Genomic DNA, 15,834 nt, shown 5'->3' with positions numbered 1-15,834 from the left:
CCGGAATGACCGAGGCTGAAATTGCCAAAGAACGCGAGCGGCTGGCCGATCTCGCCCTGGAGATCGCGGCGCGCCGCGGCGAGGAAACCACCCGCGCCGCGCTGGTCAGCGAAACCCGCCTGACGCGCGCCCGGATCGAAACGATCTTCCCCGACGAAGAAGACCTGTTCGACGCGACGGTCGAACGCTGGTTCGATCCCGAAATCGCGATGATGGAAGACGTTCTCGCCAGCGATCTTCCGGTAAACCGCAAGTTCTACGAATTCATCGCCCGCCGTTTCGTGCGCCGCCGCGAGGAATACGCACGCGATCCCGGGCTGTACCGGATGCTGTGCGAACTGGGCGCCGCGCGGTACGAACGGGTGCGTTCGTTCGTCGATCTGGCCGACCATTACCTGTGCGAAATCATTGCGCAGGCGCAGGCCGACGGACACTTTGCCGGACTGGAGATCGAAGATGCGCGTTCGCTGATCAGCCAGATGGTGAGCTGCTACACCATGCCCGACATGGTGCCCTTGCTCGAAGACCGGCTGACCGAAGACAAGCTCGGTTCGATCGTGGATACATTGTTCGCCGGACTTTCTGCGCAGAATGGCGGCGCGCGCGGGACGCGGGATTTGCGCGCCGCGTGAACGCCGGACTGCCGCGCAAGATCCTGTTCGTCGGGCTCAATTACAGTCCCGAACCGATCGGGATCGGACCCTATACCGCGGGCCTCGCCGAAGCGCTCGTCGATCGCGGGCACAAGGTTCGGGCGGTTGTCGGCCAGCCCTATTACCCCGAATGGAAACTGTACGAACGGTTCAAGGGGCGCTGGAAATCCACTGAGGAACACGGCGTCCAGATCACCCGCTGCCCGCATTACGTGCCCGCCAATCCGACTGGGGGGCGGCGGCTCGTTCATCACATGAGTTTTGCCAGCAGCGCCTATGCCCCGGCGCGCGCGATCCGGCGCGAATTCAAACCCGATATGGTTTTCACGGTCGCGCCGTCGATGGTCGCGGTGCCCGTGGCCTTGCGCATGGCGCGGCGCGCAGGGGTGCCCTTGTGGCTGCACGTGCAGGATTACGAAGTCGGGGCGGCGTTCGCCACCGGCCTGCTCGACAGCGGCGGCACCGCGGCACAGGCGGCGTTGCAGTTCGAGGCGCGCATGCTGCGCGCCGCCGATGTGGTATCCACCATCAGCGAACCGATGTGCAGGCTGGCGCGCGAAAAGGGCGTCGAGCAGGACCGTATCGTGGAAATCCGCAACTGGGCCAACCATGGGGCACCGTCAGGTCCGGTGCAGGGCCGCGGGCTTCGCGCCGAATGGGGTCTCGAAGGCAAGTTCGTTGCCCTGTATTCGGGCAATATCGCCAACAAGCAGGGCCTGGAAATCGTCATCGATGCGGCGCGCAAACTGGCTGATCAGGAGGATATCGCCTTCGTCATCGCGGGCGAGGGGCCGAACAGGGCCCGGCTCGAAAGGCTCGCCGGCGGTATGCACAACCTCCAGTTTCGCGATCTCCAGCCGTCGGACAGGGTCGGCGAACTGCTGGCGATGGCCGATGTCCACCTCCTGCCGCAGCTGGCCGGCGCGGCTGACCTGGTGCTGCCCTCCAAGCTGGGCAATATGCTTGCATCGGGCAGGCCCGTCGTCGCGACGGTGCTGCCCGGAACCGGCATAGCGCACGAGCTGGAGGGTTGCGGCGTCATCGTGCCGCCGCAGGATGCCGATGCGTTTGCATGGAGCATCGCCACGCTCAGGCGCGACCCCGCCCTTCGCGCAAGGCTGGGCCAGTGCGGCCGCGATCTTGCCGCCGAACGGTGGGGCAAGGATTCGATTGTCGACCGCTTCGAAGACCGCATGGAGCGGTTGCTTGGCGAAGCGACCGAACCGGAAATACCATTTTCCTACAGCCCAATGACTGATTAACCGATCTGGCTCCTTTCCAAAGCAGGAGCTAACCAAATGATCACCGATCCTGTGCCAATCGAAGCCCCCGGCGGTTTCGCGCCCGTCGTCGCCTTCGGAAGCGACGACGGCAGTGGCCATCTAACGCTGGCCTCGCCGGACGCGCCGATCCCGACCGTCGCCCTCGCTCCGGCCGCGCCGTCACCGGTGCAGGGGTCGGCCACCTCCCCCGGAATTGCGGGGCCATTTGCTCCCGCCCCGTTTTCGCCGGTCTATCTCACCCTGTCGGGCGATTGGGAGGGGCGGGTCCAGGTCCTGCGATCCTGCGATGGTGGGATGACCAAGCATCCGCTCACGCTGGGCGGATCGGGCTGGGGCGGTTTTTCCGCCAACGCCTGCGAACCCGTGTGGAGCGAAAGCGAACGCGGCGCCGAGCTGTATCTCCAGCTTGCGCCCGTTTCGGGGACGATCGCCTATCGGGTGGCGCAATGAACGCGCTTGCGATGTCCGCTCTGGCACTCGCAAACCGCAGCGCGCAGGCCCTGCCGGCGCTGTTTGCCGATCTGGCCACGCGCAGTCCGGCAGCGGAAATCATCCGTCTGGACAGTGCCGGGCACGGGCGACCCGGGCAGGGGGCGGGCCGGTATATCGCGGACGATCTGGCCGATGCGGAAATGGCCGCGGCCCATCCGCGTTTCGTGTTCCAGTGCGCAAACGGCCGGATCTTCCGCCTCGAGGCCGAGGGGCAATCGCTGTCGGTCGAACAGGGCGGCGCGGCGGGAGACGGCGATGGCGACGATCGCGACGCGATCCAGGCCGCGATCGATTACGCCCAGGCGATCGACGCGCGTGAGCTGCGCTTCGAAAGCGCCCGGTATCGCGTGGACTGCCCCATCCGCGTTTCACCGGCCAAGGATATCAGGGCAGAGGACGGTCATCCGCTCGTCGTACGCGCATCGCTTGCCCTGCGCGGCTGCGCGGCCTTGCGCAGCGTGCTCGACTTTCGCGGACCAGGCGGGGTCGATCCCGACACTAATTGGCAGATTGTCGCCACTTCGGCCACCGATCCGGCGCCTGCCGTATGGCGCGGCGGAGGATTGTTCGTTCAGGGCGACACCGCGCGTCCCGAGCCCGCCGAGCGCCGGATCGCCCGCCTGGAAATCGACCGCCTCGTATTCCAGGGCAACCGCAGCCGGACCGGCCAGTATGTCTTTCCGGCCAACCCGGCGGATGGTGACGGGTGGGACATTACCGACAAGGGTTTCTGGTTGCAGGACGTATATGTCGGCGAAGTGATCTGCCGCGACACCGATTTCATCGGCTGGCGGGGCGAGATTTTCTACGCCGTAGGCGCGGACGACGCGATCGAGCAGCTGGAACTGGCGCGGTGCAGGATTGTGACCGGCAACGGCAATGGCCTTAACCTCGGCTGCGATCCGGTAGTCTCGGCCCAGGATTGCGAATTCGGCGACTGCAAGATCGCACAGGAAGACACGGGCAAACGCCGCGGCCATTTCCGCAACTGCCTGTGGCGCGACTGCGAATATGTCTGGATCGGCGGCGGCTCGACCGATGGCCGGCTGTACAGCTACAAATACCCCACGCGTGACCTTGCCGCCCCTGTCCCCAGCACGGTGCTGGACGGTTGCCGGTTCGAGGATTGCACGCTGGTGTGGGTGAACAGCTGGGTTTCAGGGCGGATCCGCACCGTGGATACGGCGGTCGCGCTCAGCACCACGCATGGCCAGGCGCTGCGCGACGTGGACCTGGAAGTGGACGCATGGCTCGACAGGCGCGCCGGCTTCCACGCACTGGCGCTCTATGGACCCGCCAGTCTGACCGAACCGGTTGCCGGTGCTCCGGCGGGCACATACCAGCAGCCCCCACGACAAGTGCGCCTGAAAGTGCGGCACTTCCGCTCCGCTCACGCGCAGCAGCAGGGGCTGGAATGGTTGGGTGCGATCTGGACCGGGCACGTCGATCGATCCTGCCGCATCGCGGTGGAGGGCGATTACGGAAACGCCCGGTCACCCAACGGGTTCGACAATCCGCTGTCGTTCCCGCGGGTCGATTTTCTGGGCGGCAACGCGACCACCGCATACACCGCGCATGGCTTCTACAAACCGGCCAATCTCACCGCGTCGGGTGTGGTGCCGCCCTGCGGCCCGGTGATGGCGCTTGGGCTGGCGAGCGAGATCGCGGTGGATGTCACCTTGCCGCCGCACCCGGCAGCGGGGCCTGCCTTTGGCTATGCGGACGGGCAATCGGTCCGGATCGTCAAGCAATCGGACACCGGCTCGATCAGGTTTGCCAAGGGGGCGAGCGCCAGCATGGCGATGGCGGGCGACCGGACGTTGGACAAGGCCTTCGACTGGATCGAGTTCGCTTACAACCGCACCCTTGCGCGGTGGAAGGAATCGGCCAGCGGCCTTTACGGCTGAGGTGCGCGATCGCGCTGTTCGGCCAAAATGCCCCATCCGGCAAGGAACAGGCCTGCCACCAGCGGGCCGACGACGATGCCGGACAAGCCGAGCAGCGCGATCCCGCCGAGCGTGGTGATCAGGATCAGCCAGTCGGGAATGCCGGTGTCCCGGCCGACCAGTATCGGACGAAGGATATTGTCCGCCAGGCCGATCAGCGCGACACCCGAAACGATCACCGCGACGCCCTGCCAGATCGCGCCGGTTGCGAGCAGGTAAAGCGCGGCCGGCCCCCACACGATTGCGGGTCCGATTGCCGGCAAGAGCGAAGCGATCGCCATGACGAGGCCGAGCAGCAGCGCAGAAGGAATGCCGACGACCCAGAACGTCAGCGTGCCCAACGCGCCCTGAACCAGCCCGACCACCACCGAACCCTTGATCGTGGCGCGCACGATGCCGGTGAAACCGGTCGCCAGCCGGTCTGCGATCGGGCGTTCGAAGGGCAGGCAATGCAGCACCGCCGCGGATATCTTGCGCCCGTCCCGCAGCAGAAAGAAGCTGACATACAGGCCAATGCCGAAGGCCAGCACGAAACCGAACACGCTGCCGCCGATGGACACCGCCTGGCGTGCGATGAGGCCCAGGCTTGCCTGCGCGAATTCCTGGGCACGCTCCTGCAAGGCGACGAGATCGCCCCAGCCCGATGCGTTGAGCGAGGCCTGAACATTGGCGGGCAAGGCCCCGAACACCTGCGCGAACCATTGGGCTACGTTGATGTCGCCTTCCTGGAACGCCACGATCAGGCCCGCCGCTTCATCGACTATGGCGCTGCCGATAAACAGCGCTGGAAGGATCACCGCCACGGTAATGACCAGCAGGGTCGCGATTGCGGCCTGGTTTTCGCGCCCGCCGCTGCGTTCATGGAAACGCCGGAAAAGCGGCTGGAACATGATCGCCGCTAGCATGGCCCACAGCAGGGGCTGCAGGAACGGCATGATGACCACGATGAGGGCCAGAGTGACCAGCCCCAGGAACAGGAGGAAGCCCCCTTGTTCCAATGCGTGTGCCTCGCCGCGCTCCATCCCTCCGCCCGCTATCGGTCAGACATCGAGGTTGGCGACGTTGAGCGCGTTGGTCTGGATAAACTCGCGCCGCGGTTCGACCACGTCGCCCATCAGGCGGGTGAAGATTTCATCGGTTACGTCGGCGTCTTCGACCTTCACCTGCAACAGCGCGCGGTTGTCCGGATCGAGCGTGGTTTCCCACAGCTGCTCGGCGTTCATTTCGCCAAGGCCCTTGTAGCGCTGGATCTTCTGGCCCTTGCGCCCCGCGGCCATCACCGTTTCCAGCAATTGCGTCGGCAGGATGATCACGTCGTCGCCCTGGATCGGGGTTTCGGTCTCGGTTTCGTTTTCCTCGCCATCGGCATCGTCAGCCTGTTCGTCACTGCTGCTGCGAACGAGGCGCACGGGCGAAGCGTAGACTTCGGCGTGTTCGGCGGTGACGCGGTGAAGCTTGCGCGCTTCGGCGCTGTCGAGGAACGCAGGGTCGATTTCGTGGACGTCGGTCACGCCGCGCCAGACACGCCTGAAACGCACCATCGCGTCCTCGCCGATTTCCGCCGACCAGCGGCCATCGGGATCGGCCATCTGCAAATGCGCCGCCGCGCGCTGAAGGCCGGGAAGGCGATCGCCGCCCGCCGGGTCGAGCGCACCGGCCAACGCCATCGCTTCGATCAGGTCGCTCTTATACTTGCGCGGTACGAAGGCCAGCAGGTTGCGCATCCGCAGCCCGTGTTCGACCAGCGCTTCCAGTTCGCCGCCGCCGCGGGCACCGCCCGATGTTTCCAGAATGCGGCCCTGCAGGCCCATCTGGATCAGATAGCGGTCATAGGCGGCCTGATCCTTGAGGTAGACTTCGCTCTTGCCGCGCGCGACCTTGTAAAGCGGCGGCTGCGCGATGAAGAGATGCCCCGCCTTGACGATTTCCGGCATCTGGCGGTGGAAGAAAGTCAGCAGCAGCGTGCGAATGTGCGCCCCGTCGACGTCGGCGTCGGTCATGATCACGATCTTGTGATAGCGCAGCTTTTCCAGATTGAATTCGTCGCGCAGGCCCGTGCCCATCGCCTGGATCAGCGTGCCGACTTCCTTCGATCCGATGATCCGATCGAAGCGTGCGCGTTCGACGTTGAGGATCTTGCCCTTCAGCGGCAGGATTGCCTGCGTCTTGCGATCGCGGCCCTGTTTTGCGGACCCGCCCGCCGAATCGCCTTCGACCAGGAAGAGTTCGCAGTTCGCCGGGTTGCGATCCTGGCAATCGGCCAGCTTGCCGGGCAGGCTGGCGATGCTCATGGCGCCCTTGCGGCTCATTTCGCGGGCGCGGCGCGCCGCTTCGCGAGCGGCGGCGGCGTCGATGATCTTCTGGATGATCGCCTTGGCGTCCGCCGGGTTTTCTTCCAGCCATTCGCTCATCTTTTCGCCCATCAGGCTTTCGAGCGGCTGGCGCACCTCGGATGAAACCAGCTTGTCCTTGGTCTGCGATCCGAATTTGGGATCGGGCAGCTTCACGGACACGATGGCGGTCAGGCCTTCGCGCATGTCTTCGCCCGACAGGGTGACCTTTTCCTTTTTCATCAGGCCGGAATTGGTCGCGTAATTGTTGAGTGTGCGCGTCAGCGCGGCGCGGAACGCCGCCAGGTGCGTACCGCCGTCGCGCTGGGGGATGTTGTTGGTGAAGGTCAGCACGTTTTCGTAATAGGAATCGTTCCATTCCAGCGCGACGTCGATGCCGATGCCATCCTTTTCCGCGCTGACCGAAATCGGTTCGGCGACCAGCGCCTGCTTGTTGCGATCGAGGTATTTCACGAACGCCGCGATGCCGCCTTCGTAGAACAGGCTGTGTTCGGCCACTTCTTCGTGGCGCTTGTCACGCAGCAAAATGCGCACGCCCGAATTCAGGAACGCCAGCTCGCGGTAGCGGTGCTCGAGCTTTTCGAAATCGAACTCGATGACGTTCTTGAACGTGTCTTCGCTTGCCTTGAAGGTGACGCGTGTACCCTTCTTGAGGCCGTCCTCGTCGCCGTTGGATTCGACCGCCGGTGCGTCGCCGACAATGCGCAGGCTTTCCACCGCATCGCCATGTTCAAAGCGCATCCAGTGTTCCTTGCCGTCACGCCAGATCACCAGTTCCAGCCATTCCGACAGCGCGTTGACCACCGAAACGCCGACGCCGTGCAGGCCGCCCGACACCTTGTAGGCGTTGTCGTCGCTGGTGTTTTCGAACTTACCGCCCGCGTGCAGCTGGGTCATGATGACCTCGGCGGCGGAAACGCCTTCTTCCCTGTGCAGACCAACCGGAATGCCGCGGCCGTTGTCTTCCACGGACACCGAGCCATCGGGGTTCAGTTCGATCAGCACGAGATCGCAGTGGCCCGCCAGAGCTTCGTCGATGGCGTTGTCCGACACCTCGAACACCATGTGGTGGAGGCCCGATCCGTCATCGGTATCGCCGATATACATGCCAGGCCGTTTGCGGACCGCATCCAGCCCCTTGAGGACCTTGATCGAGTCTGCGCCATACTCGCCGTTCTGGCGCTTGCGTTCCGGGGTAACCGAAGTGTTTTCGTCCATGCCGATTATATAGGCAGGAGGGCGACAAACCGAAAGGTGCATAGACGCCTTTCTTCCACAGGCAATTGCGGTAGGATGCAGCCCGCATCTGGAGGGGGAACGGGAATGAAACGACTGGTATGGGCGGGTGTTGCCGCCGCGCTTCTGGGGGCATCCGGCACGGCTGCCGCATCGGACGCGCAGCCGGGCGAATTGCGGCCCGACCAGAAGGAGTTTCGCGGCCTGTTCAAGGAACTGGTCGGAACGGACACTTCGCTGAGCAACGGCAGCTGCACACTTGCATCACAGCGCATGGCCGCCCGGCTGAGCGAGGCGGGTTTCACGGAGGACCAGCTGACGCTGTTTGCCACGGCGGATGCGCCGCGCGAAGGCGGCCTGGTGGCGGTGTATCCCGGCACATCGACCAGCCTCAAGCCCTTGCTCGCCATCGCGCATATCGACGTGGTGGAGGCCAAGCGCGAAGACTGGGTCCGCGATCCCTTCATTCTCCATGAGGAGGACGGCTACCTCTATGGCCGCGGCGTGGTCGACAACAAGGCGATGGCGGCCAGCCTGGTCGACACGCTGATCCGTTTCCACAAGTCCGGCTACCGCCCGCAGCGCACGATCAAGATCGCGCTGACCTGCGGCGAGGAAACCAACGGCGCGTTCAACGGGGTCGAATGGCTGGCGGCCAACAAGCGTGACCTGATCGACGCCGAATTTGCCATCAACGAAGGCGGCGGCGGCGTATCCGACGGCAAGGGCAATGTTGTCGAACAGGCGATGCAGGTGGGCGAGAAGATCTTTGCCAATTACGTGCTGGAATTCACCAATCCGGGTGGCCACAGTTCGGTCCCGCGGCCCGATAACGCGATCTACCAGCTGGCGAACGCGCTGGCCAGGATCGGTGAATATAGCTTCCCGCTTCAATTCAACGACACGACGCGCACCTATTTCAGACAGGCCGGGGCAGGCCGCGGCGATGCGGTTGGCGCGGCCATGGTGGCGCTGGCCGAAAACCCTGCCGACGCCGCGGCCGAAGCCGTCGTGAATGCGGACCCGTTCCTGCATTCCAACCTGCGGACGACCTGCGTGGCGACCATGCTCGACGCAGGTCACGCCCGTAACGCGCTGGCGCAGCGGGCGCAGGCCAATGTGAACTGCCGCATCTTTCCGGGCAATTCGATCGAATTCATCGGCGAGGAACTGGCCCGCATCGCCGGTGACGAAGCCATGACGGTCACCATCCTGGAACCGCGCCGACCCGCACCCCCGCAACCGCCGATGGACGAACGCGTGCTTGGCCCTGCGCGCGACCTGGTGGAACGGTATTTCCCCGGTGTCCCGCTGGTGCCGGTGATGTCCAACGGATACACCGATTCCACCTTCCTGACCGCCGTGGGCATTCCCAGTTACGGCGTGCCCGGATCGTGGGGCGATCCCGATGGCAACGGCGTCCACGGCCTGAACGAACGGATCAGCGCCGCTTCGCTTTATGTCGGGCGCGATTTCCTGTTCGACCTGGTGAAGGCGTTGGCGAATCCCGACTGATCCGGTTCATCGCTTGACCGTTTGACCGGCGCGGAGCAGGGCGCGACACCATGCTATCAGTGCTCGACATCTTCCGGATCGGAATCGGGCCGTCGTCTTCGCATACGGTCGGGCCGATGCGGATCGGCGGAATGTTTCTGCGCGCGCTTGCCAAGGCGGGCAAGATCGATCGTGTGGCGCGCCTTACCGTGGAATTGCAGGGGTCGCTGGCCTTGACCGGCGTGGGCCACGGCACGGTGGACGCCAGCGTGCTGGGCCTGGCCGGGTTCGTGCCCGATCGCACCTGTCCGGACGAAGCGGCGCGGGTGCTCGATGCGGTGCGCACCGGCAAACGTCTTGAACTGGGGGCAAGGCGCTCCATCGATTTCGACATCGCCCGCGACATCGACCTGGCGGGCCACATCATACCCGATCTGCACCCCAACGGCATGAAGCTTGCGGCCTTCGATGCCGATGGGGCGGTGCTTCTTGCGCGCACCTATTATTCGACCGGGGGCGGGTTCGTCGCATCCGAGGCGCAGTTGAAGCGCAAGCCCAAGAACGACCGTATCGCCGCCGGTGCCAGCGTGCCCCATGATTTCGGCAGCGCGGAACAACTGCTGCAACTTTGTGCGCGGAACGCGGCGACCATTGCCGATCTGGTGCTGGCCAACGAAGACGCCCTGCGCGCCCGCGACACGACGCTGGCCGGGCTGGACCGTATCGCGCAGGCGATGGACCAGTGCATCGATCGCGGGCTGCACCAGCGGGGGGTTCTGCCGGGTGGCCTGAAGGTGGCGCGCCGTGCGCCGGACCTGTGGGAAAAGCTGTCCGCCAACCCGCAATCCAACGAGCGCGAACAGCTTTTCGACTGGCTCAATTGCTACGCGATGGCGGTGAACGAGGAGAACGCGGCGGGCGGCCGGGTTGTCACCGCGCCTACCAATGGCGCGGCGGGCATTATCCCGGCAGTCATCCGGTTTTATTGCGTCACGGCGGAAGAAACGCCCTGCCGCGACAGCCGCCGCACCTTCCTGCTTACAGCGGGGGCGATCGGCCTTCTGTACAAGCAGCGCGCCAGCATTTCGGGTGCGGAGATGGGGTGCCAGGGCGAAGTCGGGGTGGCGTGTTCCATGGCGGCTGGCGGGCTTGCCGCGCTGTGGGGGGCAACGCCCGAACAGGTCGCCTGCGCAGCCGAAATCGGAATGGAGCACAACCTTGGGCTGACCTGCGATCCCGTGGGCGGCCTGGTGCAGGTGCCGTGCATCGAACGCAACGCGATCGGCGCGGTGAAGGCCGTAAACGCCGCGCGCCTCGCGCTTCATCGCACCGAGGCGGAAACCTGCGTCACGCTCGACCAGGTGATCGAAACGATGCGCCAGACCGGGCTCGACATGTCCTCCAAGTACAAGGAAACGAGCCAGGGCGGACTGGCGGTCAACGTCATTGAATGTTGATGGCCCGCGCATCGGCGATGCGCATTCGATCTTTAGCCGTCGCAAGGATTTAGCAGGGTAGACACCGCCCAAAGTGCCGATAGTGTGCGGCTCATGGGAGAAACCAACACAGCCGCCTTGCTCGCCGAATCGTTCGGCAGCTTTCCCGCAATCATCGCGCGCAACGCCGCCACGCTGGGCGATGCCGTCGCCATTCGCGACGACGATGGCGAAGTGAGCTGGAGCGAACTGGGCGATCGTGTCGAACGCCTTGCCGCCCGCCTGATCGAAGCGGGCCTTGCGCGCGGGCAATCGGTCGCGATCCTGGGCTATTCCTCGATACCCTATGCGTTGGTGTTCCTCGCCGCGGTGCGCGCGGGCGGGGTGGCCGCGCCGCTGACGACCAGCGCCAGCCCCGATCAGCTTGCCGGCATGGCGAAGGATTCGGGGGCGAGTCATATCTTCATCGATCGCGCCAAGCTGGCCGAACTGGGCGATGATTGCTTCCCCGGCATGACCCGCGTGGTGCTGGACGAAGATCTGGACGCATGGATGGCGCCGGCCGGCACACGCGCGCCCGATTTCACGCCGGAACCGGGCGATCCGTTCAACATCATCTATTCCAGCGGCACCACCGGCGTTCCCAAGGGCATCGTGCATTCGCACCAGATGCGCTGGCGCCAATTCTCGGCAACCGCCGCAAGCTGGCTCGAAAATGGATTGCCGGTGCGCAGCCTTGCGTCCACGCCGCTCTATTCCAACACCACCATGGTCGCTTTCCTGCCGCCCCTGCTGGCCGGCGGCACCACGCGGGTCATGCGCAAATTCGACGTGACCCGCTGGCTCGAATACGCGGCTTCCGATCGCACGACCATCACCATGCTGGTTCCGGTCCAGTATCGCCGCCTGATGCAGGAACCGCAGTTCGACGAATTCGACCTGTCGGCGCTGCAGATCAAATATTGCACATCGGCACCCTTTCCCGCCGACCTCAAACGCGAAGTGCTCGACCGGATGCCCGGCGCATTGATCGAGATTTATTCGATGACCGAAGGCGGCGTCGTCTGCCTGCTCGAAGCGCACAAGTTTCCCGACAAGCTGCACACCGTCGGCCGCCCTGCTCCGGGTAGCGAGCTGAAGGTTCTGAATGACGATGACGAGGCTGTGCCGCCTGGCACGCCCGGCAATCTGATCGGACGCAGCCAGACCATGATGATGGGATACAAGAACCAGCCGGACAAGACGCGCGAAGGGTATTGGACCGATCCCGAAACCGGCGATGTGTGGCAGCGCATGGGGGACATTGGCCGCGTCGATGCCGAAGGGTTTGTGGAATTGGTGGGCCGGGCCAAGGACATGATCATTTCCGGTGGCTTCAACATTTTCCCGGTCGACCTCGAGGACGAGCTTCTGAAGGAGGCTGACGTCGTCGAAGCGGCGGTGATCGGTGTGCCGTCGGAACGCTGGGGCGAAACCCCGGTCGGCTTCGTAACGGTCAGGCCGGACGCGCGCGCACCCGATGCGATCCGCGAAAGCGTGAACGCGCGGCTGGGCAAGACCCAGCGCCTGGCGCAACTTCACGCGATAGATGAAATGCCGCGCAGTCACATCGGCAAGCTGCTGAAGACGGATCTGCGCGAAGAAGCCGGTCGGCGCGGACTTCCCGACTGACCCGCATCCCGGTGGCGCAGCGTTCGAGACGCGGCGCCAATACTGGGGGGGGAGGGAGAGGAGGTATTGGCGGCCGCGTCTCTACTCGCTGCCATATCGCCTTGCACGGGCGGCGGGCCGTTATGGCGGGCCGCGGGGGCAAGGAAGGCCAGTCGGGGGCGCGCATAGGGGAGCGCGGGCCCGGCTGTCTCTTGATCCGAACACCGTGGCTAGGAGACCGCGGCGTTCGTTTGTAAGGCTTGTAATAATATTGCCGCTGCGCGAACTAAAGTGAGAAAACGCGGACGGGTGTTGCGTTTTGCGCAATCAACTCCGCGCGTTCGTTCGCGCGGCGTACAGAAAAACGCAGAGCATCGCAGCAGCGATGATCGCGGACGCCACCAACGGCATGGCGGGGAAGGGGATGATCGCGTCCGCACCCGTGAACCGCGCGAACAGGATCGTGTAGAATGGCGGTCCGACAATGGCGGCAAGGCTCCCGACCGCCTGGGTGGCACCCTGCAGTTCGCCCTGGCTCGATGCGTCGACCGCCCTGGAGTTGAGCGCGTTGATCGAAGGCATGATCAATCCCTGAAATCCGCCCACGGCAATCCCGACAAACACCACCCAGTCCGCCCAGGCGACGGAATAGATCAGCGCCGCCGCGCACACCGATCCCACACCCAGCGCCACCGCGCCGCGTTCTCCCAATCGCGGCACCAGAAGGCGCAGGCCAAACCCCTGAACCAGCGCGCTGGTGATCCCTACCATCATCAGCGAAAGGCCGATTTTCCATTCGGTCCACCCGAAGGCCGCGATGGCGAAATACGCCCACACGGCCGGGTAAACCAGATGGGCAAGTTGCCACAGCGCCAGCGCGGCGACGAACCACAACACCTTCGGGCTTTGTCCGGACAAGGCCCGAAGCGCGGAAAACGCGTTGGCGCGGGCAAGGCGGAACGGCCGGCGTTTTTCAGCCGGAAGGCTTTCTTCCAGCCAGAACCATCCGAACACGAAATTGGCCAACGCCAGCGCCCCCGCCGCGTAGAACGGAATGCGCGGGCCGAATTCGCCCAGCAGGCCGCCAATCGCCGGGCCGAGGATGAAGCCGAAGCCGAACGCCATGCCGATCGTGCCAAAGCTTTGCGCGCGTTTTTCAGGCGGCGTGATATCGGCCAGATAGGCGTAGGCAGCGGAAAAACTGGCCCCGGTGATACCGGCGAAGAAGCGCCCGATCACCAGCCACCAGATGTTGGGCGCGAACCCCATCACGATGTAGTCGATGCCGAACCCCAGCAACGCGGCGAGCAACACCGGTCGTCGCCCGAAACGGTCCGATAGATTGCCCAGGATCGGCGCGAAAATGAACTGCATCGCGGCATAGCCCGCGCCGAGCCACCCTGCCCACAGCGCCGCCTTGTCGATCGGAATCTGGCCGAGGTGCATGATCAGTTGCGGCAGCACCGGCATGACGATCCCGAACCCGATCATGTCGATCAGGACGACCGCGAACAGGAAGGTCAGCGCGCGGCGGTGTTCTTTCATGCGCGCTCCCTCCCGCGTTTCCGGCTTGCAACGCCTATGCCGTCATCGTGCATGTGGCAATTGCCGGTGCTGGACACGGCCTTGGCCATGCGCCTAACGGCTGGAACATGAAGCCCGAACATCTCCCCGATTCCATCCTCATTGTCGATTTCGGCAGCCAGGTCACCCAGCTTATCGCGCGCCGCGTGCGCGAAGCAGGGGTCTATTCCGAAATCGCACCCTTCACCCAGGCGGAAGAGGCGTTCCATCGCCTCCAGCCCAAGGGTATCATCCTGTCCGGGTCGCCCGCGGGCGTTCCGGAAGACGGATCGCCCCGCGCACCGGAAATGCTGTTCGAAGCCGGCGTGCCGATCCTGGGCATCTGTTACGGCCAACAGGTGATGAGCCACCAGCTGGGCGGCGAAGTGCGCCCCGGACACGAAACGGGCGAAGGCGGCGAGTTTGGCCGTGCCTTCCTCACCGTGACCAAGGATTGCGCGCTGTTCGACGGGCTGTGGAAGGTCGGCGAACGCCACCAGGTGTGGATGAGCCACGGGGACAAGGTCACCCGTTTCGCCCCGGGTTTCGAAATCGTCGCGACGTCCGATGGCGCACCGTTCGCCGTCATCGCGGACGAGGAACGCAAGTTCTATGGCACCCAGTTCCATCCCGAGGTCGTCCATACGCCCGATGGCGGCAAGCTGCTGGCGAATTTCGTGCGCCACGTCTGCGGCCTTGCAGGCGATTGGACCATGGCCGAATTTCGCAAAACCAAGATCGAGGAAATCCGCGCGCAGGTGGGTGACGGCAAGGTCATCTGCGGCCTTTCCGGCGGTGTCGACAGCGCGGTTGCGGCGGTCTTGATCCATGAAGCGATCGGCGAACAGCTGACCTGCGTGTTCGTGGACCACGGCCTCATGAGGCTGAACGAGGCCGAGCAGGTCGTCACCCTGTTCCGCGATCACTACAATATCCCGCTGGTCCATGTGGACGCCGAAGAGATGTTCCTCGGCGGTCTCGAAGGGCTGACCGACCCGGAAAAGAAGCGCAAGTTCATCGGCGGCGCGTTCATCGACCTGTTCGAGGCCGAGGCCAGGAAAATCGGCGGCGCGGATTTCCTGGCGCAAGGCACGCTTTATCCCGACGTGATCGAAAGCGTCAGCTTCACCGGCGGCCCCAGCGTGACGATCAAGAGCCACCACAATGTCGGCGGCCTGCCCGAACGCATGAACATGCAGCTGGTCGAACCGCTGCGCGAACTGTTCAAGGACGAGGTTCGCGAGCTTGGCCGTGAACTGGGCCTGCCGGAAATCTTCGTAGGTCGGCATCCCTTCCCCGGACCGGGCCTGGCCATCCGCATCCCCGGCGAAGTCACCAAGGAACGGTGCGACATCCTGAGGAAGGCCGACGCGATCTACCTCGAGGAGATTCGCAACGCCGGTCTCTATGACGCGATCTGGCAGGCGTTCGCCGTGCTTTTGCCGGTCAAGACCGTGGGTGTGATGGGCGATGCCCGCACCTATGACAGCGTGTGCGGCCTGCGTGCGGTGACCAGCACCGACGGCATGACGGCAGACGTCTATCCCTTCGACGCGGCCTTCCTGACCGGCTGCGCCACGCGCATCGTCAACGAAGTGCAAGGCATCAACCGCGTGGTCTATGACTACACGTCAAAGCCGCCCGGCACGATCGAATGGGAATGAAATGTGGCCGCGTTCGCCCGCTTGGCGAACGCGGCCACATGAACCCTTGGCGCGGAAGACCGCGCC

The 15,834-nt window shown here is 64.6% G+C and carries 11 protein-coding genes; 8 read left to right on the top strand and 3 right to left on the bottom strand.

Annotated elements, in window-relative coordinates:
- Nucleotides 1-5 precede the first annotated feature (5 nt).
- Genes VR863_RS11695 through VR863_RS11680 form a run of 4 tightly spaced genes read left to right on the top strand, consistent with a single transcriptional unit; the run spans nt 6 to nt 4,335 of the window.
- Nucleotides 6-632 (top strand): hypothetical protein, encoded by a 627-nt coding sequence (locus tag VR863_RS11695; protein WP_324828641.1) that lies wholly within the window; start codon nt 6-8, stop codon nt 630-632.
- Nucleotides 629-1,915, top strand: a complete 1,287-nt coding sequence (locus VR863_RS11690; RefSeq protein WP_324828640.1) for a WcaI family glycosyltransferase — start codon at nt 629-631, stop codon at nt 1,913-1,915. The genes VR863_RS11695 and VR863_RS11690 overlap by 4 nt, the downstream gene beginning before the upstream one ends.
- A gap of 36 nt (nt 1,916-1,951) precedes the next feature.
- The gene (locus tag VR863_RS11685) at nt 1,952-2,386 is read left to right on the top strand and encodes a hypothetical protein (RefSeq protein WP_324828639.1); all 435 of its coding nucleotides are present in this window, start codon (nt 1,952-1,954) and stop codon (nt 2,384-2,386) included.
- Complete coding sequence (locus tag VR863_RS11680; RefSeq protein ID WP_324828638.1) at nt 2,383-4,335, top strand: hypothetical protein; 1,953 nt, start codon at nt 2,383-2,385, stop codon at nt 4,333-4,335. The genes VR863_RS11685 and VR863_RS11680 overlap by 4 nt, the downstream gene beginning before the upstream one ends.
- On the opposite strand, the gene VR863_RS11675 is transcribed toward VR863_RS11680, so the two are convergent.
- Both VR863_RS11675 and gyrB read right to left on the bottom strand, forming a co-directional pair.
- Nucleotides 4,326-5,372, bottom strand: coding sequence for an AI-2E family transporter (locus VR863_RS11675; protein ID WP_324828637.1), 1,047 nt, complete (start codon nt 5,370-5,372; stop codon nt 4,326-4,328). The genes VR863_RS11680 and VR863_RS11675 overlap by 10 nt on opposite strands.
- 42 nt (nt 5,373-5,414) lie before the next feature.
- On the bottom strand, nt 5,415-7,943 hold the full coding sequence (gyrB, locus tag VR863_RS11670) for a DNA topoisomerase (ATP-hydrolyzing) subunit B (protein WP_324828636.1): 2,529 nt from the start codon (nt 7,941-7,943) through the stop codon (nt 5,415-5,417).
- A 105-nt stretch (nt 7,944-8,048) separates the two neighbouring features.
- On the opposite strand from gyrB, the gene VR863_RS11665 reads away from it, so the two are divergent.
- The 3 genes from VR863_RS11665 to VR863_RS11655 all read left to right on the top strand — a co-directional run bounded on the left by VR863_RS11665 (nt 8,049) and on the right by VR863_RS11655 (nt 12,562).
- The gene (locus VR863_RS11665) at nt 8,049-9,476 is read left to right on the top strand and encodes a M20/M25/M40 family metallo-hydrolase (RefSeq protein ID WP_324828635.1); all 1,428 of its coding nucleotides are present in this window, start codon (nt 8,049-8,051) and stop codon (nt 9,474-9,476) included.
- A gap of 50 nt (nt 9,477-9,526) precedes the next feature.
- Entirely contained in the window at nt 9,527-10,912 is a 1,386-nt protein-coding gene (locus VR863_RS11660) for an L-serine ammonia-lyase (RefSeq protein ID WP_324828634.1), read from the top strand.
- 93 nt (nt 10,913-11,005) lie between these two features.
- The gene (locus tag VR863_RS11655; RefSeq protein WP_324829271.1) at nt 11,006-12,562 is read left to right on the top strand and encodes a class I adenylate-forming enzyme family protein; all 1,557 of its coding nucleotides are present in this window, start codon (nt 11,006-11,008) and stop codon (nt 12,560-12,562) included.
- 306 nt (nt 12,563-12,868) lie between these two features.
- Here the strand turns inward: VR863_RS11655 and VR863_RS11650 are convergent, their stop codons facing one another.
- Entirely contained in the window at nt 12,869-14,086 is a 1,218-nt protein-coding gene (locus VR863_RS11650; protein WP_324828633.1) for a TCR/Tet family MFS transporter, read from the bottom strand.
- Nucleotides 14,087-14,193: 107 nt separating this feature from the next.
- On the opposite strand from VR863_RS11650, the gene guaA reads away from it, so the two are divergent.
- Nucleotides 14,194-15,768: a glutamine-hydrolyzing GMP synthase gene (gene guaA, locus VR863_RS11645; RefSeq protein WP_324828632.1), complete on the top strand. Its 1,575-nt coding sequence runs from the start codon at nt 14,194-14,196 to the stop codon at nt 15,766-15,768.
- Nucleotides 15,769-15,834: the final 66 nt, after the last annotated feature.

The organism is Qipengyuania zhejiangensis, assembly GCF_035607565.1.
Taxonomy (GTDB): Bacteria; Pseudomonadota; Alphaproteobacteria; order Sphingomonadales; family Sphingomonadaceae; genus Qipengyuania; species Qipengyuania zhejiangensis.
This window is presented reverse-complemented; position numbering and strand designations above follow the sequence as displayed.